General features: G+C 42.4%; 27 protein-coding genes and 2 pseudogenes. 12 read left to right on the top strand and 17 right to left on the bottom strand.

Annotated elements, in window-relative coordinates:
• Positions 1–214: 214 nt before the first annotated feature.
• Together V7K27_RS08645 and V7K27_RS08640 are read left to right on the top strand one after the other, a co-directional pair.
• The gene (locus tag V7K27_RS08645) at positions 215–574 is read left to right on the top strand and encodes a type II toxin-antitoxin system Phd/YefM family antitoxin (RefSeq protein WP_334946207.1); all 360 of its coding nucleotides are present in this window, start codon (positions 215–217) and stop codon (positions 572–574) included.
• Between the two features lie 25 nt (positions 575–599).
• Complete coding sequence (locus V7K27_RS08640; protein ID WP_334946205.1) at positions 600–806, top strand: Txe/YoeB family addiction module toxin; 207 nt, start codon at positions 600–602, stop codon at positions 804–806.
• A 96-nt stretch (positions 807–902) separates the two neighbouring features.
• Here V7K27_RS08640 and minE read toward each other — a convergent pair whose 3' ends face one another.
• The 11 genes from minE to V7K27_RS08585 form a co-directional block, all read right to left on the bottom strand.
• Entirely contained in the window at positions 903–1,193 is a 291-nt protein-coding gene (gene minE, locus V7K27_RS08635; protein WP_334946203.1) for a cell division topological specificity factor MinE, read from the bottom strand.
• 36 nt (positions 1,194–1,229) lie between these two features.
• Entirely contained in the window at positions 1,230–2,036 is an 807-nt protein-coding gene (minD, locus tag V7K27_RS08630; protein ID WP_334946201.1) for a septum site-determining protein MinD, read from the bottom strand.
• Between the two features lie 394 nt (positions 2,037–2,430).
• A complete protein-coding gene (gene minC / locus V7K27_RS08625) occupies positions 2,431–3,462 on the bottom strand; it encodes a septum site-determining protein MinC (protein ID WP_334946199.1) in 1,032 nt (343 codons plus the stop codon).
• 152 nt (positions 3,463–3,614) lie between these two features.
• A complete protein-coding gene (locus V7K27_RS08620) occupies positions 3,615–4,958 on the bottom strand; it encodes a four-carbon acid sugar kinase family protein (protein WP_334946197.1) in 1,344 nt (447 codons plus the stop codon).
• A 316-nt stretch (positions 4,959–5,274) separates the two neighbouring features.
• Positions 5,275–5,937: a hypothetical protein gene (locus V7K27_RS08615; RefSeq protein ID WP_334946196.1), complete on the bottom strand. Its 663-nt coding sequence runs from the start codon at positions 5,935–5,937 to the stop codon at positions 5,275–5,277.
• 41 nt (positions 5,938–5,978) lie between these two features.
• On the bottom strand, positions 5,979–6,473 hold the full coding sequence (locus V7K27_RS08610; RefSeq protein ID WP_334946193.1) for a DUF29 domain-containing protein: 495 nt from the start codon (positions 6,471–6,473) through the stop codon (positions 5,979–5,981).
• Between the two features lie 235 nt (positions 6,474–6,708).
• A complete protein-coding gene (locus V7K27_RS08605; protein WP_334946192.1) occupies positions 6,709–7,011 on the bottom strand; it encodes a type II toxin-antitoxin system RelE/ParE family toxin in 303 nt (100 codons plus the stop codon).
• Positions 7,008–7,274 (bottom strand): ribbon-helix-helix domain-containing protein, encoded by a 267-nt coding sequence (locus tag V7K27_RS08600; protein ID WP_334946190.1) that lies wholly within the window; start codon positions 7,272–7,274, stop codon positions 7,008–7,010. Before V7K27_RS08600 ends, V7K27_RS08605 begins: the two co-directional genes overlap by 4 nt.
• Positions 7,275–7,770: 496 nt before the next feature.
• Positions 7,771–9,357, bottom strand: coding sequence for a glucose-6-phosphate isomerase (locus V7K27_RS08595; RefSeq protein WP_334946188.1), 1,587 nt, complete (start codon positions 9,355–9,357; stop codon positions 7,771–7,773).
• Positions 9,358–9,469: 112 nt separating this feature from the next.
• Positions 9,470–9,727, bottom strand: coding sequence for a cytotoxic translational repressor of toxin-antitoxin stability system (locus V7K27_RS08590; protein WP_334946187.1), 258 nt, complete (start codon positions 9,725–9,727; stop codon positions 9,470–9,472).
• Between the two features lie 415 nt (positions 9,728–10,142).
• Positions 10,143–10,340, bottom strand: a complete 198-nt coding sequence (locus tag V7K27_RS08585; RefSeq protein ID WP_334946185.1) for a hypothetical protein — start codon at positions 10,338–10,340, stop codon at positions 10,143–10,145.
• Positions 10,341–10,728: 388 nt separating this feature from the next.
• Between V7K27_RS08585 and V7K27_RS08580 the strand changes: the two genes are divergently transcribed.
• The 5 genes from V7K27_RS08580 (at position 10,729) to V7K27_RS08560 (ending at position 13,373) form a co-directional block, all read left to right on the top strand.
• Entirely contained in the window at positions 10,729–11,862 is a 1,134-nt protein-coding gene (locus V7K27_RS08580; protein ID WP_334946183.1) for a branched-chain amino acid ABC transporter permease, read from the top strand.
• Positions 11,852–12,634 (top strand): ABC transporter ATP-binding protein, encoded by a 783-nt coding sequence (locus V7K27_RS08575; protein ID WP_334946180.1) that lies wholly within the window; start codon positions 11,852–11,854, stop codon positions 12,632–12,634. Before V7K27_RS08580 ends, V7K27_RS08575 begins: the two co-directional genes overlap by 11 nt.
• A 48-nt stretch (positions 12,635–12,682) precedes the next feature.
• Complete coding sequence (locus V7K27_RS08570) at positions 12,683–12,856, top strand: type II toxin-antitoxin system HicA family toxin (RefSeq protein ID WP_334946178.1); 174 nt, start codon at positions 12,683–12,685, stop codon at positions 12,854–12,856.
• A 57-nt stretch (positions 12,857–12,913) separates the two neighbouring features.
• Positions 12,914–13,138 carry a type II toxin-antitoxin system HicB family antitoxin gene (locus V7K27_RS08565; protein ID WP_334863250.1) on the top strand — a complete coding sequence of 75 codons (225 nt, stop codon included), beginning with the start codon at positions 12,914–12,916 and terminating at the stop codon, positions 13,136–13,138.
• A 79-nt stretch (positions 13,139–13,217) separates the two neighbouring features.
• Positions 13,218–13,373 carry a hypothetical protein gene (locus V7K27_RS08560; protein WP_334946176.1) on the top strand — a complete coding sequence of 52 codons (156 nt, stop codon included), beginning with the start codon at positions 13,218–13,220 and terminating at the stop codon, positions 13,371–13,373.
• Between the two features lie 118 nt (positions 13,374–13,491).
• Here V7K27_RS08560 and V7K27_RS08555 read toward each other — a convergent pair whose 3' ends face one another.
• The 6 genes and pseudogenes from V7K27_RS08555 to glpX form a co-directional block, all read right to left on the bottom strand.
• Entirely contained in the window at positions 13,492–14,082 is a 591-nt protein-coding gene (locus V7K27_RS08555) for a Uma2 family endonuclease (protein WP_334946174.1), read from the bottom strand.
• 145 nt (positions 14,083–14,227) lie between these two features.
• Positions 14,228–14,362, bottom strand: a pseudogene (locus V7K27_RS08550) (glutamyl-tRNA reductase); the annotation flags it as partial.
• A gap of 289 nt (positions 14,363–14,651) precedes the next feature.
• A complete protein-coding gene (locus V7K27_RS08545) occupies positions 14,652–15,215 on the bottom strand; it encodes a DUF3455 domain-containing protein (protein WP_334946172.1) in 564 nt (187 codons plus the stop codon).
• 128 nt (positions 15,216–15,343) lie between these two features.
• On the bottom strand, positions 15,344–15,904 hold the full coding sequence (locus tag V7K27_RS08540; RefSeq protein ID WP_334946170.1) for a DUF2087 domain-containing protein: 561 nt from the start codon (positions 15,902–15,904) through the stop codon (positions 15,344–15,346).
• 100 nt (positions 15,905–16,004) lie between these two features.
• Positions 16,005–17,291 (bottom strand): glutamyl-tRNA reductase, encoded by a 1,287-nt coding sequence (locus V7K27_RS08535; RefSeq protein ID WP_334946168.1) that lies wholly within the window; start codon positions 17,289–17,291, stop codon positions 16,005–16,007.
• A gap of 212 nt (positions 17,292–17,503) precedes the next feature.
• The gene (glpX, locus tag V7K27_RS08530) at positions 17,504–18,541 is read right to left on the bottom strand and encodes a class II fructose-bisphosphatase (RefSeq protein ID WP_334946166.1); all 1,038 of its coding nucleotides are present in this window, start codon (positions 18,539–18,541) and stop codon (positions 17,504–17,506) included.
• Positions 18,542–19,078: 537 nt separating this feature from the next.
• Between glpX and V7K27_RS08525 the strand changes: the two are divergent.
• The 5 genes and pseudogenes from V7K27_RS08525 to V7K27_RS08505 all read left to right on the top strand — a co-directional run bounded on the left by V7K27_RS08525 (position 19,079) and on the right by V7K27_RS08505 (position 22,844).
• Positions 19,079–19,678: pseudogene (locus tag V7K27_RS08525) on the top strand (DUF981 family protein).
• Between the two features lie 56 nt (positions 19,679–19,734).
• Positions 19,735–20,049: a glutaredoxin 3 gene (grxC, locus tag V7K27_RS08520; protein ID WP_334946164.1), complete on the top strand. Its 315-nt coding sequence runs from the start codon at positions 19,735–19,737 to the stop codon at positions 20,047–20,049.
• A 632-nt stretch (positions 20,050–20,681) separates the two neighbouring features.
• Positions 20,682–21,167, top strand: coding sequence for a tRNA adenosine(34) deaminase TadA (tadA, locus tag V7K27_RS08515; RefSeq protein WP_334946163.1), 486 nt, complete (start codon positions 20,682–20,684; stop codon positions 21,165–21,167).
• 115 nt (positions 21,168–21,282) lie between these two features.
• Positions 21,283–22,038, top strand: coding sequence for a lysophospholipid acyltransferase family protein (locus V7K27_RS08510; protein ID WP_334946161.1), 756 nt, complete (start codon positions 21,283–21,285; stop codon positions 22,036–22,038).
• Between the two features lie 197 nt (positions 22,039–22,235).
• Positions 22,236–22,844 carry a hypothetical protein gene (locus V7K27_RS08505; protein ID WP_334946159.1) on the top strand — a complete coding sequence of 203 codons (609 nt, stop codon included), beginning with the start codon at positions 22,236–22,238 and terminating at the stop codon, positions 22,842–22,844.
• Positions 22,845–23,079: the final 235 nt, after the last annotated feature.

Below are 23,079 nucleotides of genomic sequence, written 5' to 3'. Positions count from 1 at the left end.
GATCATTGCGGCTCTGCCGCAAGTCTTGAGGCGGCAGCCCTCTCGGAATGCATTAAGAGTCGGAGACTGGGAACGAGACAATCTCTAAATGCTGCTTCTAGACTAATTTCTGTTATGTTACGATAAAAGCATCAACCTGTACAGACTTTGTGTACAGGTTAAGCGAGAATGTAGTTAATTCAATTTACAAGTAAAAACGGAACTTTTGATACTTATGGTTTCTGATAGTTATACTTACACACAAGCACGAGAAAAGCTGGCTGAACTGTGCCAGAAAGTTACTTCAGAACGCGATTTTGTAATCATCACACGTCGTAATGCTGAAAATGTAGCTTTAATAGCTGTTGATGAACTTTCTAGTATTCTAGAAACTGCTCATCTTTTACGTTCTCCCCGTAACGCTGAACGTTTGCTAACAGCTTTAAATCGAGCTAAATCAGGAGTTGTGAAATCTCAAAGCTTGGATGATCTTAGTAAGGAGTTAGGATTTGACCAAAAAGAAGAACCTCAAAAACCAATCAAAACAAGAAATTCCAGCAACTCCAAATCAAAGAAAAACAGTATTTCAACCTGAATTTTTAGAAGACTTAAAATTTTGGGTGGAAAATGATCAACGAGTTACCCTTCAAGTTTTGGATCTGGTCAAAGAGACTTGCCAAGATCCTTTTAAGGGGAAAGGTAAGCCGGAACCTTTAAAATATTTAGATCCTAATACTTGGTCTCGTCGATTAACACAAGAACATAGAATTGTATATCTTCTAAAAGATGATGAAATAAATTTTTTACAAGCTCGTTATCATTATTAACTATGCTTCATAACAAGCCGTAACGGTAACGACTTGTATAGTTTTTGACCAGCATCAGCTTTTAAAATATCCTCTAAGATTAAAACTAATAAAGACTTATTTATCACCCCTTTCCCACTCAGGTATGACACCTTTCACCCGGCGGATGGGCAAATTAGCAATTAAAGCTGTGGTTCGTTGGTTGCTTTCTAAAGAAAACTCCAAGCCCTCTGTCTCAATTTCGACATAGCGACAGACTACATCTAGGATTTCTTTCCGCATTTTTTCCAACGTTTGAGGATCTAAATCAGCGCGATCGTGAGCAATCACCAATTGCAGGCGACGTTTCACTTGAGTTCGACTGCTATCAGCACCGCGAGAAAAAAGTTTTTCTAGAAGTTCAATCATTACGAATAGGTCTGGGGCGGAGACTGGAAAAGTAAGTTAAACAATCTTTGTCCACAACAACCTTCGTAGACGGGCGAAGATGCTGTCTTGGGACGAGTCGATCTCCAGAAATTCGACACTTTCCCCTTCTAATCTACGAGCAATGTTCTCAAAGGCTACGGCAGCTAAAGAGGGATTTTCCGCTAACACCAAGGGTTCGCCGCGATTGGTAGATACAATAACACGCTCGTCGTCAGGGATTACCCCGATCAGGGGAATGGCGAGAAGTTCCTGAACATCTTGCACTGACATCATATCATTTGCTTTCACCATTGCGGGTCTAATGCGGTTAATTATTAAATGAACACGCTTGATACCTTGTGCTTCTAGTAACCCCACTACTCGGTCAGCATCACGAACTGAGGAAATTTCTGGCGTGCTGACAATTAGCGCTTCTTTTGCCGGGCCGATCGCATTTTTAAACCCATTTTCAATACCGGCGGGGCTATCAATAATTACATATTGATACTTTTGGGCTAATGCATTCACCAATAGCTTCATCTGTTCAGGTGTGACTGCATCTTTGGAGCGATTTTGGGCTGCTGGCAAGAGTACGAGATTGGGTTGGCGCTTATCTTTCACTAAGGCTTGTTCTAAGCGGCACTCTCTGGCCAAGACTTCCACCGCAGTATAGACGATGCGGTTTTCTAGCCCTAGCAGCAAATCCAAATTTCTCAGACCAAAATCCGCATCAACCAAGGCAACTTGACGCCCCATTTTGGCTAAAGCCATGCCCAGATTTGCTGAAACTGTGGTTTTACCCACTCCTCCTTTACCGGAGGTAATCACAATAATGCGAGTCATGATAGAAATGCGGTCAATGAGGGTTCAGGAAATATAAAACAGTAAATTGCAGTATAAAGTATGAAGTATCGTAGCAAGTATGAAGAAATATCTGATCTCCCTGATTCGGGTGAGGTATGAATATTTTTTTGATCGCGATGTCTGACGACAAGCCCAACTCTTGGAGAGGCTGCGCCAACGGGTTCGGGGGTGACGCTCTTAACGTCGCTAACGCAATCGACGCCAAGCGCCAAGACTGCGACCCCCTCACCGCTTTCCATCTACGCTCGGTTGTGTGCAATACACTTCTCTAGGGGAAAGGAGTTATGGATTAGAGTAGTGTATTCCATCTACATGAAAACCGCTATATTTCATCCTTCGTATTCTTCATCCTTTAAGTAAATATTCAGGGCTGCTAATTGTTCTTAGTAAATTGGTTTCTGGAAAAATCACTAGCCCTAGCGATGCGAATCCCTTGGGGCGTAATATGTGCCACTTCTGGAGAAAATTGCATCGGTAATTTTTCTGGTGCCCTAGCTACAGCATCTGCGATCCGCAATTGGGTTGGCTCCATTTGCAAGGCCATAATTAGACACTCACTATTACCTCCAGCTCCAGCATGAGCGATTCCACGTAGACGACCCCAGATGATAATATCTCCATCTGCAATTACAATACCACCTGGATTTAAATCTCCCAAGAGAATTACTGTCCCAGGATGACGAATTTCTACTCCAGAACGAACTGTCATTTCCAGATAGAGGGCATCTGCCTGGGGTATGGCTGTAGCTGTTGGCTCTGATATCAGAGAACTTACGGGCTGTAGTTGTTCTACAGAATACCCAGATGTCACCGCCGCGATCGCAGTTTGCCGACGACTTGTTGAGACAGATATAAGCCGGAGTTCTACTTCACTCAAAGCTTCGCCAAGTTCTTGCAGTTGTCTGGCATCTACTAGGCGGTCTTGTGCCATTAGATGCACTGGCGTATTCGATATACGGAAGCGATCGCCGGCATTCAGACGCTGTTTTATTTGTTGCCAAATATCAGACCAACTGAGTTCTGAGGCAGATACTTGAGATTCTGGAGGCAAAATTAATAACAGTCGTCCCTCCTTACTCTTTAACTGGACTTGAGTATTATCATTGAGGCGATGCGCTGGTAATGCTGACTCATCGGGATTTAAATCAGTCAGGATAAAATCTGGTGTCGCATCAGGATTTGAATCTACATCTGGGTTAGCAGGATTTGACTCTACATCGGCAAGGACAGTATTTGATTTTAAATAAAGGAGGACAGATTTTAACTCAGCATCTGGGAGGATAGAATCTGACTCTAGATCAGAAACAGTCGGATTTACCTCTACCTCAGAAAGGATAGAATTTGGTTCTGCATTCGGAAGTGCAGAATTTGACTTGAGATTGGGAATCGCAGAATCAGAAGTCATGCAGTACTAGCCAAAAGACAACAGATTTTAAATTTTGGGTCGCACCTTTGGTGCGCTGACAGCGCAACTTGGATTTTGGATTTTGGATTTGTCTCACCTACAAGGGGTGTTGGACTAGCGGAACATTAGCCCGACATCAACCAAAAGATTCTTTAATCTAAAATCTCGAATCTAAAATCGCTAGTCAATCTTTGATAAATTGTCCCCAAGGCATCAGCATCACCGACATTACCAGGAAACAGCACCACAGGCAAATTAGGAAACTGGGGATGATCGGATGGCGTTAACACCATTGAACAACCAGCTAAAATTTGACCGAGTAAGCGGGCTGAAGTTAAAGCGAGTCCAGTACTCAAAACATCATTAGAGGTAATACCACCCTTGCTGATTAAGAATCCTATATCAGATGGTAAACCGCGCACAATATCCATTAATAAACTTGAAACTTTTGCCCCAAAATCCAATCGTGTCTTAACATCTTTAAAACTCAGTTCCTGACGGCTAGTATAAACTACTGGTGTTTTGCCAGCCGCGTGTACCGCCCGTGTACTTTCTTGAATTTCAGTTAGCAGTGTAGCAGATTGATTTGGATCATCATCAAGTAATCGCGCTACATTTACTTCGATTCCCACTATTCCTTCTACTTGCAACAGCGCTTCTAATTGCTGAGTAGTCTTTTTCACATGGGAACCAACAATCACTGCACCTGGTTTGCCTTGCCGCACGTACTGCGCCATGTTTTCAGGGGCAATGGGTTGGGGTGGTAAAGCGGCTAAAGCGGTTAAAATACTGGCAGCACTGCGAAATAGAAAGCGTTTCCCTTGACTTGCTGCTGCTAATATGTCTACTGCAAAGCGGTTGAGATCAGATTGAGTTTCACCATCGACGACAGCGCACTGATTACCATTAAGTTGTAACAAGCGTGACAAACTACCAGCGCGAATATCGGCCAGGAGAAATCTTTCTACAGCTTCGGCACTAATTCGTTCTTGAGTCTTTTCTTCGACATACTTGGGTAAGTAACTGTGATGGTAGCTGAAGACTGAATCACGGGCAAATTCGGTTTCATGGACTGGGGTGGGTACACCGCCAATAATTAAGTAATGCACGCTGTCGCGGGTGATGCGTCCACCCTCAAAAAATGCTGGTACGAGAAAATGAGCATCAAAGGGGCCGAGTTCTTGAGCGATCGCATCAGTTTCAATGGGATAATGTCCCCGCAAAGTAGAATCAGAACGGCTGACAATCAAAAAATCGTCAATCCCTTCAGCATTCAAGGCGATTTTCAGGTTTTGGCAAACTTCTCTGGTTACAGATGCGGCTGATTCTGGCGTTAAGGATCTAGTGTTAGTCAGTATAAAGAAAATCGGCGAATCATCCTGTAACCCACTGCGGAGAGTGTCCACATCCCAGTGCATTAGCAGCAAGCAGCTGTGGACTGTTTGAGAACCCGTAGGATCATCATCCAGAACAATTATTTTGGGTTTTTTGCTCATAAAGACCTCACGGGATGCGGGAGGGCGATCGTTTTCTGGGAAAGTTAAACCAATTCGCAATTCGCAATTCGCAATTACGTTTTGTAACGGGGATTTAACCCCGACACAAAACCTGCTGCCTGTAGAGGCAGGGGAATTAAACCCCCAAACTTTGGTTAAAAGGGCGGTTAGAAACCGCGTCTACACAGGCAAAACCCACGGAGGTGGGTTAAGAAATCTTAATTTTCTCTTAGTCCGCGCAGGCGGCCTACCCTTCGGGAACGCCAAGGGCGAACGTTTGTGTAGCTGCGAATTCTATTCGCCCAAGCTTTACAAATTAGCCTTTCTGTAATTTTCTGATTTCTGCTTGCACATCGATCGCAATTTGCAATGATTGATTGAGCAGTTGAGCATATTCGCCTGCTTGACTACTAAGTTGTAAAGCTTGCAGACTGGCTAAATTATTCACAAATAACTCTTGATTATTCGCAAGCAATTTTTTATTATCTCGCAAAATTCGTTCCGTTTTCAGAGCGCGGACTAAATCTTCTCTAATCAGTTGCAGGGCGGCGGTGACTTGCTCTCGGTCATGGATGCTGCTTTCTACGTTTCCTGATGCTGCCAATTGGTCATTAATATCTATAGCGTGGATCAGGTCATGATATTTATCAACTTCATCTAAAAGTATTGTCAGTCCTTCGGGACAGGTCAATTGTCGCCAGAGCGATCGCCCAACCAATATCGGGATTGGCACTAAAATTAGTAAAAGAATTCCGAATTTAATTGAAGAACCAATAGTTGGCAGAATAATAAACGCATAAACAGAGCCAACAATTATTGGGGTTAGCGCCAGCGTCACCAGCATTTCATTGATAAAAAACCCTAATCGCTTCTTACTATCTCGCATAACCGAGGGTCGAAAAACGTCTTCTGGATCGAACCCAGTCAAACGTCTCAGTTCCCCCTTGCTAATTTCCAAGCCTATTAAATCCGGCTGCACTGCTGGATAACTCCTATGGAAGCCCAAGTTAAGTATCTATTTTAATCGGCTTTACCGTGATGATTGTGGTTAGATTCAGGAAACCAGTTTTCATCTAAAATTTGTTCTAAAGAACCAAGAAGTACAACAGGGAATGTATCGATGGGAAGTTTTGAGCGATCGCTTGCTTCTGCTCTTGCATCTTGATAACATTCATCAAATATTTCTAAGATGTAAGGCTTAAGACTAGGACTTTCTTTGAGTTGATCCTTAATCTCTCTACGGAATGTCCTGATTTCCCCTTTCCAATGTCCTTCATTTCGCTCCCGTTCTTTATCCCAGTATGTGAGCTTAAGCAGATGTTCAAAAAGTCTAATCAACAGACTTTTCATCCTTCGCTTCTCCCTTCTACCCATAGTTTCTAATTCTTCTAACAAATTGTCTAAATCTACAGATAAAAATTGCCTAGCGCGAAGTTGGTTAATGGTTGTCTTAAGCCAAAGGTAATAATCTTGGTCGTATAAAGTCTGAGATTGTTGTTGTATTTCTGTTAACATACACTTTTTAAACTCCGATTATTTGTATTAGAGGTTGTTTGAAAAGTGGTTGGCTGTGATTTTAGGCACTTCTAGATCCCCCCTAGCCCCCCTTAAAAAGGGGGGAAAACTTCTTAAAGTCCCCCTTTTTAAGGGGGATTTAGGGGGATCTCAAAGTATTTGCTACCAAGATGAGGACTTTTCAAACATCCTCTTAGACAGTGTGTGTTTTATACATCAATGATAAGACACCAACTTACTCATCTGATTCTGCAAATAAAGATTCCAAGTTTTGATAACCACTAACTACACGGACAATTTCAATTCCACTATTTATAACTCGATAAAGAATAATGTAATTATCCAAAGGAACACCACGCAAATCAGGTTTAATATTTCCGTAGCTGCGTCCCATATTGGGGAAATTAGCTAAATATTTACACTTTTGATCAAACTTTTCAACAAAATACTCCCCAGCATCAATATTTATCCTGACAAAGTAATCAATAATTTCTGATAAATCCTGACTGGCTTTTGGAGAGATAATATGTTGCTTCATCCTTGTAATTCTCTTGCTTGACGCAGTTTTTCTCGCAATTGTTCAACTACAATTTCTCCATCAATACCTTCCCCTCTATTCAGTTGCTCGATAGCAACCTCAACTTTTTCACGTGTTTCTTCAACCCACTGCTGATAACCATTTTCCCACTCTAATAGCAACTTTAATGCTTTACTAATCACTTCTTCGGGATTCGCATATCTACCTGTAGCAATTTGCGCTTGGATAATTTGCTCTAGTTCAGGTTTAATTTGGATATTCATGATTTATATTCCAGTTTATTGACAGTTTTAACCTGATTCTAACAACATTTAAAGTCAATTGAAGAAGAATGCATAATTCAGAATTATATTCTGGATTCTGGCTCCTGAATTCTAAATTCTTCTTTGGTAATTACGAATTATATAGTGAAGCATCCTAGACTGAAGATATATCTTCTATCTAGAATGCTTCACATTGAAGAAGAATCCAGAATCCAGAATTCAGAATCAATACTTCGGCAGAGCTACGTAACCATCAGTCGGGGATTCCGACCCGCGACTTTCTTGTTGACCACCAAATTAAAAATTTGGTGGGGGTGCAAAAACGCCGATTATTCAGCGTTCGACTGAGCGCTCACGCCGAAGTCCGCTTTTTCGTTCAGAATTCATTCTGAATTCTGACGACTGACTCCTGAATTCTGTTCGAGAATGCTTCACAATAAAAAATTGTTGCTGATACAACAATTATGGACAAAATGTGATATTTAAACTAGAGCTATCAGCTAGCAGAAACCGTCAAACTACCGGGTTTCTGAAGATCACCTTGCAAAACCACACCTCGCTGATTGGCATGGATATGACGCAAAATCTTGTAAATTGCCTCAACTTGCTCTGATGCGCCTGCCTTAGAAGCGAGTTCGTCAAGAGAAAGGGGAGTTTTTTCTTTTTGTAGCACTGCTACCACTCGTGTTTGCAAATCCAGAATGGTGGCGGCAGCTTTTTTGCCAGCTTCTACCCCTGGTTGATGGTAGGCGTTGACGTTGACTAAACTGGCGTATAAACCAACAGCGCGTTCATACAAAGCAATTAATGCCCCGACAGTTCGGGGATTAACTTGGGGAATCGTGACTGTAATTGAATCACGATGATTTTCATAAAGCGCTTGTCGGGTTCCTTGGAGAAAACCGGAAAGATAATCGCCTGATGTCACTCCCGGATCTATTTCAGTGGATGGCCCCTGACGATCTTCCAACACTTCGATGAAGGTAGCAAAGAAATTCGCTACACCATCCCGTAACTGCTGGACGTAAGCGTGTTGATCTGTTGAGCCTTTATTGCCATAAACGGCAATGCCTTGATGGACAGTTTTACCGTCTAAGTCTTTTTCCTTGCCCAAGGATTCCATCACTAGCTGTTGCAAATAGCGACTGAATAAAAATAAGCTGTCCTTGTAAGGTAGGACAACCATATCTTTTTCGCCCTTTCCATTGGTAGCAAAGTACCAAGATAAGGCGAGTAAGGCCGCTGGGTTATTTTTCACATCTGGGACGCGGGTAGCGTCATCCATTTCTTTTGCACCATCTAGCATGGCGCGAACATCAATGCCCTGCAATGCTGCTGGTACTAGCCCCACAGCAGACATTTCTGAGGTGCGTCCTCCTACCCAGTCATACATCGGAAATCTGGCCAGCCAGCCTTCATCTTTGGCTAGCTTGTCGAGGTTGCTATCAACGCTGGTAATCGCTACCGCATATTGGGCAAATTCTAAATTGTGTCCAGCGTAGGCTTTTTTAACTTCAATCATGCCGTTGCGAGGTTCTGGCGTTCCCCCAGATTTGGAGATTACCAATACCAAAGTGCTGTTGAGGCTATTTCGGACGTGATTGAGAACGCGATCGATTCCTGCCGGATCGTTGTTATCGATAAAGTGAAGTTTCAGGGGCGGGAAATCAGGAGCGAGGGCTTCAGCCACGAATTGGGGGCCGAGGGCGGAACCACCAATGCCAATGGAGATAATATCCGTGAAGCGGCTGGCTCTGGGAGGATGAATGGCACCTGTTTGGACTTTTTCGGCAAAGGCTTCGATTTGTTCTAGGGTTTGGACAATTTCTTGTGTGAGTTCTGGAGTTGGCGCTAAATCAGGATTTCGCAGCCAGTAATGTCCAACCATGCGGTTTTCATCGGGATTTGCGATCGCACCCTTTTCTAGTTGAGCCATATCCGCAAACGCCTTCTCAAACTTCGGCTGCAACGAATCCACCAAGGCATCATCGAACCGTATTCGACTCACATCTAAGTACAGTCCTAATCCCTCGTGGAAATATAACCAGTTTTGGTATCGTTGCCAAAGTGCCCTAGCATCCATAGGGAAATCTCAAATAAAGTGTTTTTCAAAAACCAGTTTAATGTAAGGTTATAGCAATCCCTGCCTAGCCTTATACTGTTTACAGTTTTAAGTATTCGCTTAACTCCTCTGGTTAAACATCTGGCATAGGGATGACACGCAGAAATTTCACAATTTCACCCCTGATTTCTATACCAATCAGATAATTATCGAGGGTGAAGCGGTGAAAAATGCCTTCACTATTAAGCTGTCGTAGTTCTTTTAAATCACTCAGCTGCCACTTTTGGGCTAACTCAACAAAGACAAAATCATGCACCCGCTCGTATGCAGCAGGTTCTAAATTCTTCAGGTCTAGCAAAAAAGACCTTGCATAGCGTATTTCTAGAGTCACTAGGCGTTACCTAACTAAAACTTGAGGGACGACACCAAAAGAGTGGTGAGTTGAAAGTGCTGAGTCAAGAAGTAGTACTAAGACTTACAATTCAGCACATGGATCTAAAATCCTCTGGCTTTAGCTCTAAATAAATAATAAACAAATTTCTTCCTAACTAATCCCTTAGCTTTAATTATGGGCTACTACTCAGCACGGGCTAAACAACAGCTCTCCGCTAACAGCACTAAGTAGGTAGGCGTAATTAAACATAAGATCAAACCTCACCCTCAATCCCTCTCCTTACTAAGGAGAGGGAAGCCGGAGGCAAAACCTCACCCTCAATCCCTCTCCGTGAGTTCGGAGAGGGAAGCCGGAGGCAGGGTGAGGTTTTATATTTAATTTGACCCACTTACTTACTAAAAGCGCTGCTGAATCAGAAAAACATCAACAGTCTTACCGCTTCTTCATGGGTTAAGATATCCCACGGTTGCTGCGATCGCTTGACTTGTTCTATGGCTTTGAGCATATAAAAGTCATAATATAAAGCTTCGAGAACGTCCCAAATGTCTTGCAAATCGTCATCGCCTAACTGCTCGATTAAGTGATGCATTCTAAGTCGCAGCAAATTCATACGTTAATTATTCCCTACAACCCAACACCAACAATAAATAGTATTCCCAAAAAATTAACAACGCTTAAGTTACGCTAAAATTTATTGCCTAGAGCTTCGATTCAGTAATCAAAAACCTAACCCCCCAGCCCCCTTCCCTTGTAGGGAAGGGGGAGTTTGACTCCCCTCTCCGCTTCGGAGAGGGGTTGGGGGAGAGGTTCTTCCAGGATTACTGAATTGCTGTTCTAGTACCAGAAAAGAGAGCTAGCAAGTTTCCGAGAACATGGCGCTTAAACCTCTGAGCTTGGCGCTTAAACCTCTGAGCTTAACGATCGCACCTCTGAGCTTGGCGCTTAAACCTCTGAGCTTGGCGATTGACTAATGACTAATGACTAATGACTAAATTAACATGGTTGAATATCTCATTTTCTTAGCAATTTCTACAGCACTTTTCGCTCTATTCGGACTTGGACTCAATTTGCAATGGGGCTTTACCGGGTTAATTAACTTTGGTCATATTGCTTTCATGACCCTGGGAGCATATACAACCATATTGTTAAGTTTAAAGGGCGTCCCCCTAGTGATATCGGCAATCGCTGGGGCAATTGTCGCCGCTTTGTTGGGTTTGATAATTGGTTTTGCAACTCTACGCTTGCGGGAAGATTATCTAGCAATTGTCACCATTGGTACAGGGGAACTAATTCGTTTAGTGGTAAATAACCAGGAATTACCTGTAGGTGATACCTGGATTTCTGGGGCCTTTGGCGTACAAAGTTATCGCATACCCCTATCTACAGAGCCGAATTTGTTTGTCAAATTTGTGATGATTGGGTTATTAACGCTACTCGCTGCTGTAACTTTCTTTACGTTATGGCGATGGATTCGTACCAGCCAAATATCTCGTACTACTGATTTAGGCAAAAGGATAACTAGCAAACAAGAATTTGCGTCGCGCTTAGGTGTGGGAATTGTGTTAGCAGTTTTGGCAGCAGCGATTTATATTTCTGGGGTGATCGGATTGTATAATTACAACCCAAAAGCGGGTCTAATGCTGGTGTTACTGCTGGTTTTAGCATTTGTATACTGGCGGTTAGAAATTTTGGTGCGATCGCCTTGGGGTAGAATTCTCAAAGCGATCCGCGAAGATGAAGAAATTCCCAAGGCACTGGGAAAAAATGTCTTTTGGTATAAATTACAATCTCTCATGTTAGGAGGTGCGATCGCGGGGATCGCTGGTGCTTTCTTGGCTTGGCAACTGGGTGCAATTTACCCTGATAATTTCCAACCGCAGATCACCTTTGACACTTGGATCATGGTGATTTTAGGTGGTTCTGGGAATAATGTTGGCACAATCTTAGGCGCGGTGATTTTCTTTGCTTACGATGCGCTGACGCGGGAAGTCTTACCCAGAATCGTTTCCCTTGATGAAGCACGTTTGGGTGCATTTCGGATCATGGTAATCGGACTAATTTTGATGGTACTGATGATTTGGCGACCTCAAGGTATTCTAGGGAAAAAGGAGGAACTCACTCTTGGTAAATAACCAGTCATCGCCACTTCCCCTTTTGGTAGCCACTGGACTTTCTAAAAGCTTTGGTGGTATCAAAGCAGTTAATGATGCAAAAATCGAAGTTCCTAAAGGCAGCATTACGGGGTTGATTGGCCCCAATGGTGCTGGTAAAACTACTTTATTTAACTTACTCTCAAACTTCATCCGCCCAGATAAGGGACGAGTGATTTTTGACGGCGAACCGATTCACAACTTGCAACCCTATCAAATCGCCCAACAGGGAGTAATCCGCACTTTTCAAGTTGCACGGACTCTCTCGCGGTTGTCGGTGTTAGAAAATATGCTGCTGGCGGCGCAAAAACAAACGGGTGAAAGTTTTTGGCAGGTGCAGTTGCAACCGCACGTTGTCGCTAAGGAAGAAAAGCAACTCCAAGAGCGAGCAATGTTGCTATTAGAATCAGTGGGTTTGGCAAAAAAAGCACACGATTATGCTGGTGGTTTGTCTGGTGGACAACGCAAGCTGCTAGAAATGGGACGGGCGCTGATGACTAATCCCAAGTTAATTTTGTTGGATGAACCCGCAGCCGGGGTGAATCCGAAATTAATTGATGATATTTGCGATCGCATTATCACTTGGAATCGCCAAGATGGGATGACCTTTCTGATTATTGAACACAATATGGATGTGATTATGTCCTTGTGCGATCGGGTTTGGGTACTTGCCGAAGGACAGAATTTAGCTGACGGTACACCCGCAGAGATTCAAACTAATCCCAAAGTTTTAGAGGCGTATTTGGGAAAATAAACTTATATGAAATGCCTAAATAATCTTGGGTAAAAGGCAAATTAGTATATGCCCAAGAAAATTAGAGAACTGAAAAGTTTATTCCTGCGATCGGGGTTTACCTATAAACCGGCAAAGGGAAGTCATAGCAAATGGATACATCCAAAATTATCTAAAGCTATTATCATTGCTGGTAAAGATGGTAGTGACGCTAAACCATATTTAGAAAAGCAGGTTAGTTAATGAAGCACTAGAAGAATTAAATAAGATAGAAGTAGAGGAAAAGGAGGAACCAGAAGCATGAAATATACAATATTAATTCAATGGTCAAATGAAGATGAATGTTATGTAGTTTCATTACCTGATTTCCCGGATGTGATGCAGCCTTGTACTCATGGAGACACTTATGAGGAGGCTTTAAAAAATGCTCAGGAAGTCTTAGAAATGTTAATCGAATCTTACTTAGAAGATGGTCAGCCTTTACCAGATCCACAAACATTAGGTAAGTCTTTAAAAGTGGCTTAATTGTCAAACAATTTTGGATTTTAGATTTTAGATTTTAAATTGACCCCATGCCTAAAGTCATTAGATTGGAGTACATATTATGGGTATTACAGCTAGCTATAAACGCATTACGCCACAAAAGTTTGCAGAAATTCAGAATGATATTGAAGCGGCAGCATCGGGAGCATCCCAATTTTGCCAAAATAAAATTTGTAGTGGGAGCATCTTGCTCCCTAATGTCCAGGAAGCGGGCTAGAAGCCCGCACTACAAAAAAATAAATTTACACATTTGGGATGCTCCCGCAGCATCTTTCTTTGAGCTTGATTTAGATGATTAATTCTGACTCCTGAATTCAGAATAGCTGAATTCTTCTTCAATCTTCGTTATTTTCTGCAAAATTGACTTGCTCGTAAAGGTCGCGCAATTCAATTTGAAAATCAACCGTTTGCAGTGATAAGGTTGCAGATTCATGTTCAAATTCAGTAAATGACCATTGACTTTCCGCAGTTTTTACATACTGCATCACATGATATTGATATTGGTCAATTAAAATATATTCCTTGAATTCTGGAATAGAGCGATAATAAAGAAACTTATCGCCTTGGTCATAATTCTTAGTCGATTTAGATAAAACTTCAGCAATTAACATTGGGTTCATAACCGTTGTTGTGCTGGTTCCTGTATAAATAGGTTGTCCCTCAACCACCATCACATCGGGATATGTATGCTGCCGATAACGGGGTATCCACAAACGCACATCACCAATATAAACATCATAATTCTTGCCTCTCAAACCAAACTTCAAATAAGCATAAAAGTTGCCTGCAATTTTATTATGATTTGTAGTGCCACCCGTCATCGGTACAATTTCTCCATCACGGTATTCGCTTTTATATTCTGCCTTTTCTTCAATTTCTAAATACTCTTCAGGTGTGTAATAGAATTTCTGTGTTTCTAACTGCATAAAGATACAACCTACGATTGTGCGGTTATTGTGGTGTAATTTAAATGTGGAACAGCTTACCAGAACTTTTTCGTGGTTGGGAATTGCCCATTGCTGAATTGTGGCATCCTATCTTTACCGAGGAAGAAACTGCTGAAAGTTTAATTTAACCAAACTGTTCCTCTGCGTCTAACTTGAACAGCATTTGCAGAGTTTGCATACAGCGCCGTCTGGCTTCAACATCTTGCTGCGATCGCAATTGCACCATCAAGTCATGTAAAATTTTATTAACAATCCCTTGAATTTGCATGTTTTCCACGGAGGTGGACTAAGTTTTGTGTAGTAGCGTACTCCTAGGTCGAAGCAAGCTACGCGTCAGCGTGCCGGAGGCTCTATTATATTCGCCCAATACTTTTAAAACACCCTCTTAGAGGTGCCTATATCTTCTGAGGATTTAGGCTGCTCAAAAACATATAAATATTACAGCGCATTTCAAGGAAAGTGAGGTACACAACCAAAGTCTCAAACCCTTGTGTAAAAGCTGTTTTACTTCTGAATTCTGACCCCTGAATTCTGAATTCTGCTGTAAGTTAAGGCACCGCCTCATAAAAGTAGTAGTTAGAACTGTAATTAACTGATAATTGAGAATTTGTGTGAGTTTTGTCACATCCTGTAGTAGGCGCTTTACCTCCGACAGTATTTACCCGTTGGATGTATTTCACTTTGCTGAATATACCATTACCCTCATTTGATTTTGCTTCAAGGAGCAACCAAGGAATGGCACTCTGGTTTGGTGAGTTGGCATGCGATTTCACTTGACCGACAACCTTACTGCCATCATTTGCTTCCCAAGTAGGGCCAGCATAGTGCTTGCCGATTTTCTGCCCTTTGTCATCGAATAGATTAGCCCGTGGTGCTTTTAAAGTCCACTCGAACTCGTTGGGATTGTCAGCCTTAGCCTTACACTGATAAATTTGCGTCCCATTAGCACTTACTTTTTGCACAAGCGTCTGTCCTGTTGGTACTTTCAAGTTCTCAGGAACCTTTAGCTGCGATATCAGATATTGTTGTTGGTTTTGAGCTAATCCAGCCTGCGCCACCAATAACGGAAATAGGACAAAGTATCTATATGTAAACTTGTTGTTTATTTTCATACTTTAATACCCTTAGAGTAATCCACAAAAAAATTGATCTGATAACTAAGTTGACTTACCAAAGATTTTAATTATGAATTAACGCGATGTGCAACTTAATATTCTGACTTTACTTCCATTCCTCTATCTTATGTTGTACGCGAATAAACCCCATTCTCTCGCTGCATTAACTGATAACCAATCAACTCTCGCCGTAGGGTAGCGCAATCAGGATGGTAGCGTTTGAGAATATCATTAACTGTGCGTTCTGGATACTGAACCCCAATCTCAAATTTACTTGCCAACCACTTGAGAATTACTAAGCGCTTTTTGCGACTAGCGGGGATTTCCTTGAGAGATTCGCCCTCAAAATAGTTTTTCAACACTTTGCTTTCCCAAGCCTCAGTATCCACATCCTCTATCAAAGATGCTATTTTCTCAGGTGTAAAAATTTCCTTGCTGATACTTTGCAAAGCCTCGCTATCCAATTGATATAGACGGCTATTACCATCAGGGCGCATTGTCACTAAATTTAGCTCCTTAAGTTTGCCTAAATGATGGGATACCGTCGGTTCTTTAAGCCGCAGTAGCACCGCCAATTCTTCGACGCTGCACTCCTGATTCGCCAAAATGCCTACAATCTTCAATCGGCTATCATCCGCTAATGCCTTGAAAAAGCGCAGTAAGATGTTAAATTGCTCTGGTTGCATAACTAACTTCTAATTAGACATCTATCTAATTAGAAGTATATCTAATTGAAAAGCGAAAATCCCCGACTTCTCAAAGAAGTCGGGGATTTTGTTATTCAATTTAACTAAACTGTTCCTCTGCATCGAGGTTAAATAACATTTGCAGAGTTTGCATACAGCGCCGTCTAGCTTCCACATCTTGCTGCGATCGCAATTGCACCATCGGATCATGTAAAATTTTATTGACAATTCCCCGTGTTAATGCTTCAATCACCTCTTGATGTTTTTCTGCAAATTCCGAACCCAATCTCGACAAAGCTTTTTCTAATTCTTGTTCGCGGATGGTTTCGACTTTATTTCGCAGACAGCTAATTGTGGTTACAGTTTCCAGACTGCGCCACCAAATATCAAAAGCTTCCACTTCTTCTTCTAAAAGTCGCTCGGCTTCCTGTGCAATCTTCCGACGGCTTTCGTAGTTTTGCGCTACTACTGCCTTCAAATCATCCACATTAAACGCCTGCACATTTTCCAATTCATTTACATCCGCATGAACATTACGCGGCACAGAAATATCAAATAACATCAGAGATCGCTGAACTTCTAAAACCATTTCCAATTTGGCACGATCAAGTATTGGCTCTGTTGCCGAAGTACTTGTAAACACCAAATCACTATCGGCAATCACTGGCATCATTTCTGATAGGGGATGAATTTGGATCAGTTGTTGAGGGAACTGCTTCGCTAATTCTTGGGCGCGATCGCGGGAACGATTTACAATACTAATTTGCACAGCACCTTTAGAAAGTAGGTGTTGCACCAGCAAGCGCGACATTTTACCAGCACCCAAAATCACCACTCGGCAAGCAGCTAGATTTGCCACTTTTATCTGTGCTAACTCCACAGCAGCCGAACTAATAGAGACAGCGCCAGTACCAATACTAGTTTCAGTGCGAACCCGCTTACCAGCTGTTAGCGCTTGTTTAAATAATCGATTCAAAATGGTTTTTATACCGCTATATTGCTGCCCCAGTTTGTGAGTAGTCTTCACCTGAGCCAGAATTTGACCTTCTCCGAGTACGAGGCTATCTAAACCACCAGCTACCCGCATGACATGCATCACTGCATCATCATGTAGCAGCATAAATAAGTGTTGTCGCAGAGAAAGCACAGGCAATTTACTGTATTCCGCAAGAAACTGAGTTATTTCTCGAATACCTTGGTCTGTTTCACTGGTAACAATGTAGATTTCCAGGCGGTTACAAGTGCTAAGAATTGCAACTTCGTCAATATGGGGATAGCTAGCCAATTGAGCGATCGCACTTTCAATTTGTGGTTCTGGAATACTCAGTTTTTCCCGAACTTCTACTGGGGCTGTTTTATGGCTTAACCCCACCACTGCTATATTCATTTGCTAAATCGTAGTTACTAGTTGGTAGTTGAGAATAGGGTATTGAGTGAGAATAGGGAATAGGGAATTTTTGTTTATTGGTTGATAGTTTTTCCAACCAACAATTAATCACTAACTACTAACTACTAACTACTGTAAGGGTAAAGCATTTATAGAAAGATTCATTTCCAAATGCTTCGCCCCTACTTTTATCATTCCCCATTCCCTAAAAATTAATTCAGTTGGAGAATCTTGGGTTCACCAAACATATGAATTGTATCAACAAATCGAGCAGTTTTCGACTGGTTGGAAATTACCAAGCTATGAGTTCTCGCCCCGCCCTTGAAGAAACGCACACCTTGCATGAGATTACCAGTGGTAATGCCGCTAGCAGCGAACAGAATAGTTTTACCAGATGCCAGTTCATGAGCATCATAGACCTTATCGGGGTCATTGATATTCATAGACTTTAAACGATCGATATTGGCTTGTTTGCTTTCTCCAATCAGACCTGTTTTTACTACTTCTGGATCGTAGATCAATTGACCTTGGAAGTGTCCACCCAAAGCACGCATTGCTGCTGCCGAGATTACACCTTCAGGAGCCGCACCAATACCCATCAGCGCGTGGATATTAGTTCCAGCAAAACCACAGCTTATTGCTGCACCGACATCACCATCTGAAATTAGGGCGACTCTAGCTCCAGCCTCACGGATTTCTTTAATTAAATCATTGTGACGTTCGCGCTTCATTACTACGACAACAAGTTCATCAATACTCCGGTCTAAAACCTCAGAGAGAATCTTCAGGTTTTCCGTTGCTGATTTGTTGATGTCTACCTTACCCTTAGCTGCGGGAGGTGCTGCTAACTTCTTCATGTAAAAGTCAGGAGCAGCAAATAATCCCCCCTTCTCAGAAATTGCCAACACAGCCATCGAACCAGGTTGTCCATAAGCTACCAAGTTCGTACCTTCACAGGGGTCAACAGCGATATCAATTTCAATTAATTCATCAGGGTTACACAAACTTTCGGCATTTGGTTGGGTACAGATACCAACTTCTTCCCCGATGTATAACATTGGCGCGTCGTCGCGTTCGCCTTCCCCGATGACGATGCGACCGCGCATGTGGATTTTATTCATCCGCTCCCGCATCGCTTCCACTGCTACCTGGTCAGCAATGTTTTTTTCGCCTTTCCCCATCCACTTTGAGGAAGCGATCGCGGCTTGCTCTACTACTTCAATAATCTCTAACCCAAGTGTATTTTCCACAGAGTCCACCCTCTCAACTGCTTGAATTTACGTCGTTTTATCTGGCTATTTCAGACTTCAAGTCTACCAAAGGGCGGATACACCTGGAAGAAAGTTAAGTTTTACTGCTAACTGGTTACAAACTGGCACAAATGGGTAGCAGTGCATATCTAAGCTGTTGCGTATTTAATTTGTATATTGGACGCGCTCATGTTGCCCGCACTACAATATTTTTGGGTTTTCGTGTTATACAATTTAGCTGCACATCAACTTAGAACCTTGCTTTTCTTCAGTATCTATCTTCAGGTATAAAATAATAAATAAATAAGCTGGTAAATTCACTAAAAACTCAAGAATAAGCGAAAACCAAGGCGCAGAGTAAATAAACCTCGTCCATTTTGAAACAGAGGAGTAGTGCGGGCATCTTGCCCACTACTACGAGCAGGGAGCAAGATGCTCCCACTACTACGAGCAGGGAGCAAGATGCTCCCACTACTTTTAAAAACTATGGTTCTCAAAATAGATGTGGTTTAGCTTGTCAAATTTAAGAGGTTAATCGTGTTTATCGACTACATCACACTAATGTTGATCAATATGGTAGCTGGATTATTTCTACTGGCTGACTACGTGTATCGGGGTATAGATAGTTCTAATCAAAGACAGTGGATTCCGGGATTTGGAATTACAGGCGCGTAGACGCGAAGCGGCTTGTCGCCAGACATCGCACTCACAACTGGTTTACACATGATCTTCACCTGGCCAGTAATCGGTAGCTTCAACATTGCCTTCGGTGAAACAAGTGTCTTATTTGGTATCTTGTTTGTTGCGGCTGCGGTTTCTCTTGCTCAAGGTTGGGATTTATTCACAATAGCAGTTTACGGCTTCTTTGCTGGCGTAGTTGCGATCGTAGTTGGTATCCGCATCCTCAACTGGAATTTGACCAAGCAACCGCTTTTGTCAGGAATCGGCTTTATTTTAACTGGATTAGGTGGTATTTTTGCAGCCCCAACTCTCCATTGGAAAACCAACCGAACTTGGCGGCTAATTGGCGTAGCAGTGCTGATAGTAGCCGCTCTAATTTGGGCATTGACTGGATATTTGTCTTACTGGAATCATTTAGAAAGTTTCCAAAAGTGGGTTCCAGCCCCAATGCGGTAAGCAATGCCAGCAATGATCTAGGCTAAAGATATAGTTAAAACCTTGCTTGAGAAAATATGCTGAACTTTCTTAACCCCCTCTTAAATCGCCATCCAGAGCGAGTCAAAGCCAATGTCGAACTTTACACATGGCAAACTTGTCCATACTGCATTCGTGCCAAAATACTGCTGTGGTGGAAAGGTGTAAATTTTACTGAATATAAAATCGACGGCGACGAAGCAGCCAGAGCTAAAATGGCAGAACGCGCTAACGGACGCCGCAGTGTACCACAAATTTTTATTAATAACCAGCACATTGGCGGCTGCGATGACCTCTATCAGCTAGACACACAAAGTCAACTCGATCCCCTTTTAGCCCAAACCGCTATTTAGAAATCAAATTAGCCCCCAACGGCTGGCTTAGTGATGCTATGTTGGGCAACTTTTGATTTTAAATTGTTTAGCCGTGCGTGGCGAAAGTTTGCCTACCTTGTCTCGTTCCCAGTCTCTGACTGGGAATGCCTGATGGGAGGGCTGCCGCCTCTTAACTTAGGAAGGTGGATTAAATAAAATGCAAAACTTCATTCTGTATCTAGCTTCCCTCTCCAATATATCGGAGAGGGATTGAGGGTGAGGTAAGCCAGGGACATAAATTGTATGTTATTTAATTCTTATTTCTTACAGCAGAAATCATGTATTTGAACCACATCTGTCGTAGGGGCACAGCATTGCTCATTGGTGTCAACTTAACGTAAAAGTCATGTCCCGCAAGGAACTGAAGTTCCTTGCTAATAGCTAAAGTCTACTGAAGTAGACTAAATATTCCTAAAAATCTTTAGTCTACTTCAGTAGACTTTAGCTATTAGCCCTGAAATTTATTTCTGGGCGGGTGAGGAAGCTAACAGTTAAGCTATTTTTAGCTTAAGTTGACACGCATGAGCATTGCTGTGCCCCTACCGCGTGGTCTATTTACCTGAAAATAGCTGTAATGTTTTGAATTTTGAAGTTTTTATATTCATCAGAATATGCTAACTAAGTATACAGAATATCTTATACATCAACAATGGATGACTTATGCCCTAAAATTAGCAAAAGCAGCAGGTGATGCAGGTGAAGTCCCTGTAGGTGCTGTTATCATTGATTCAACAGGCAAATTGCTAGCAGAAGGAGAAAACAGAAAAGAGCGTGACAAAGATCCTACCGCTCATGCGGAAATTCTCGCTCTCAAGACAGCTGCAACAACTTTACAAAATTGGCATCTTAATGAATGCACCCTCTACGTAACTCTCGAACCTTGCCCGATGTGTGCAGGTGCTATTGTGCAAGCGCGTCTAGGACTACTTGTATATGGAGTAGACGATACAAAAACTGGCGCAATTCGTACAGTTATTAACATACCCGATAGTGCTGCTTCTAATCACCGTCTCCAGGTAATCGGAGGTATTCTAGAGTCAGCTTGTCGTCAGCAATTACAGGTTTGGTTTGCCACTAAGCGGCGTAGGGGAAACTAACGGACAGAGGTAAAACTGTCCATCTAGTACGACACAATTGACGCAAGAGAATCTACGGTGTAACTAATCAGGCTTTTCGTTAAATTTTACGCGTAAATCAGCTGCATCCGTCATCATGGAATTTTACTCTTCATCCGATACCTGCCAGCACACACCAGCAAATCCTCAGGTAGATCATACTACCTCAAGGGTTTCTCCTTGGTTAAGTCCTCTGGCATATTTATTTGGGCGTCACTGCGTATTACCATTATTCTTTGGGCAAATTAGAATAACCGGACAAAAAAATATCCCCACAACTGGGCCTGTGATTCTCGCCCCTACCCATCGGGCGCGTTGGGATGCCTTACTCGTACCCTACGCCACCGTTGATTGTCTGACAGAACAAGATTTGCGATTTATGGTGACTATTGACGAATGCCAAGGTTTGCAAGGCTGGTTTGTCCGACGTTTGGGGGGGTTTCCTGTAAATTCTAAGCATCCGTCAATCCGCACCCTGCGACATGGAGTTGAGCTACTTCAGCAGAAAAAAAACCTCGTCATATTTCCAGAAGGTAACATTTTTCGCGATCGCCAAGTTCACCAGTTAAAGCCGGGAATTGCTCGTCTTGCTTTGAGTGCTGAATCTAGTCATTCCGGGCTGGGAGTGAAAATCATCCCCATAGGGATTAATTACAGCCAACCTTATCCAAATTGGGGTACGGATGTGAGTATTCACATTGGCTCCCCAATCAGAGTAAGGGATTACATGAGTGGCTGTATAAAACAAGATGCCAAAAGCATCACAGCTGATTTAGTAAAGGCACTGCAACAATTAAGCCATCAAGAAACAAAAATTACTAATCACGCATTTGCAGAAATCACTAATTCTTGATCTCGTCCGTAGGTATCGCTGATCAGAAGGATTTAAGTTAGTTACTATACAAGGGTAATGGGAACTCTATTAAAGCGATTTTTAGTCTAAATCAGAGATACTTAGGATGTAGCTTTGCTTTGTCCAAGACCAAAACAGAGTTAAGATACCCGAAGTTTCCATAACTTTTTTATCTAGTTGTCGCACTACTTGATCCCATGAACACTGCTGCCGCTGTTACCTTGATGCACCGTACTTTTCTATCAGTCATAGCAGTCCTCAGCCTGCTATCACCTGTGAATGCTCAGGTATCACAGTCACCAGGCACTACCAGCCAACCACAACCTATTGATCCCAACGATCCCAATAACCTTCGCCCCATAACCCAAAGTAACAGCATTTTGAGCATTGAAGGCGGCGATCGCTTACTCAAAGAGGCAGACCAAGCCGTTTCTGCTCAAAACTACCCCTTAGCTGTTAAGAAACTGCAAGAAGCACGTCAGGTTTATAATCAGTTATCTAATTTTTATCAAGAGTTAAACTCTAGCTTTTCGGGAATTGACAATAGGGTTTCTGATTCTCAGCGTCAAAAAGCTCTATTAACAGCCCAAAAACGAGATGAAGCCACCTTTCAGCTAGCATTGGTACATCGCGCACAAAATCAGCCAGAATTAGCCGTACCGTTGTTGATTCAAATAATTAAGAGTCAAAACCCGACGCGGGATTTAGGCAAGAAAGCCTATAAACAGTTATTTGAATTAGGTTTTGTTGATTCTCCCTATCCCAGAGAAGCTGGTAATTCATCTTCCTCATCTCCAAAAAAATAAATTAAATTTTTGTTGCCTGTTTTCCCCATTTCCCCCATCTTTCACATCTTTCTCTCCCTGAACAACACCTTGAAACGCCCCAGTGTTAGGATAGAACTATCCGCCGTAGCCAAAACCTGAGCGTTCTCGAAAATACACCTCAGAGGCGCATTTATCCCCAGCCTTGCCAAAAGCTGAAGTTGGCACAGGTATTTGGTCTATATCTGTTAATAATAGAAAAGTAAGTTGTTTCAGG

The organism is Nostoc sp. (assembly GCF_036919575.1).
Taxonomy (GTDB): domain Bacteria; phylum Cyanobacteriota; class Cyanobacteriia; order Cyanobacteriales; family Nostocaceae; genus Nostoc.
The sequence above is the reverse complement of the archived record's forward strand: the minus strand, read 5'-3'. Positions and strand labels throughout refer to the sequence as shown.

Coding starts and splice junctions, on each gene's coding strand:
- V7K27_RS08570 (WP_334946178.1), top strand. CDS start 12,683: ATGCCCAAGAAAATTAGAGAACTGAAAAGTTTATTCCTGCGATCGGGG.
- V7K27_RS08620 (WP_334946197.1), bottom strand. CDS start 4,958: ATGAGCAAAAAACCCAAAATAATTGTTCTGGATGATGATCCTACGGGT.
- grxC (WP_334946164.1), top strand. CDS start 19,735: ATGCTGAACTTTCTTAACCCCCTCTTAAATCGCCATCCAGAGCGAGTC.
- V7K27_RS08505 (WP_334946159.1), top strand. CDS start 22,236: ATGAACACTGCTGCCGCTGTTACCTTGATGCACCGTACTTTTCTATCA.
- V7K27_RS08610 (WP_334946193.1), bottom strand. CDS start 6,473: ATGTTAACAGAAATACAACAACAATCTCAGACTTTATACGACCAAGAT.
- V7K27_RS08585 (WP_334946185.1), bottom strand. CDS start 10,340: ATGAATTTGCTGCGACTTAGAATGCATCACTTAATCGAGCAGTTAGGC.
- V7K27_RS08510 (WP_334946161.1), top strand. CDS start 21,283: ATGGAATTTTACTCTTCATCCGATACCTGCCAGCACACACCAGCAAAT.
- V7K27_RS08545 (WP_334946172.1), bottom strand. CDS start 15,215: ATGAAAATAAACAACAAGTTTACATATAGATACTTTGTCCTATTTCCG.
- minD (WP_334946201.1), bottom strand. CDS start 2,036: ATGACTCGCATTATTGTGATTACCTCCGGTAAAGGAGGAGTGGGTAAA.
- minC (WP_334946199.1), bottom strand. CDS start 3,462: ATGACTTCTGATTCTGCGATTCCCAATCTCAAGTCAAATTCTGCACTT.
- V7K27_RS08540 (WP_334946170.1), bottom strand. CDS start 15,904: ATGCAACCAGAGCAATTTAACATCTTACTGCGCTTTTTCAAGGCATTA.
- V7K27_RS08605 (WP_334946192.1), bottom strand. CDS start 7,011: ATGAAGCAACATATTATCTCTCCAAAAGCCAGTCAGGATTTATCAGAA.
- V7K27_RS08555 (WP_334946174.1), bottom strand. CDS start 14,082: ATGCAGTTAGAAACACAGAAATTCTATTACACACCTGAAGAGTATTTA.
- V7K27_RS08560 (WP_334946176.1), top strand. CDS start 13,218: ATGGGTATTACAGCTAGCTATAAACGCATTACGCCACAAAAGTTTGCA.
- minE (WP_334946203.1), bottom strand. CDS start 1,193: ATGATTGAACTTCTAGAAAAACTTTTTTCTCGCGGTGCTGATAGCAGT.
- V7K27_RS08535 (WP_334946168.1), bottom strand. CDS start 17,291: ATGAATATAGCAGTGGTGGGGTTAAGCCATAAAACAGCCCCAGTAGAA.
- V7K27_RS08565 (WP_334863250.1), top strand. CDS start 12,914: ATGAAATATACAATATTAATTCAATGGTCAAATGAAGATGAATGTTAT.
- V7K27_RS08580 (WP_334946183.1), top strand. CDS start 10,729: ATGGTTGAATATCTCATTTTCTTAGCAATTTCTACAGCACTTTTCGCT.
- V7K27_RS08600 (WP_334946190.1), bottom strand. CDS start 7,274: ATGAATATCCAAATTAAACCTGAACTAGAGCAAATTATCCAAGCGCAA.
- V7K27_RS08595 (WP_334946188.1), bottom strand. CDS start 9,357: ATGGATGCTAGGGCACTTTGGCAACGATACCAAAACTGGTTATATTTC.
- tadA (WP_334946163.1), top strand. CDS start 20,682: ATGCTAACTAAGTATACAGAATATCTTATACATCAACAATGGATGACT.
- V7K27_RS08645 (WP_334946207.1), top strand. CDS start 215: ATGGTTTCTGATAGTTATACTTACACACAAGCACGAGAAAAGCTGGCT.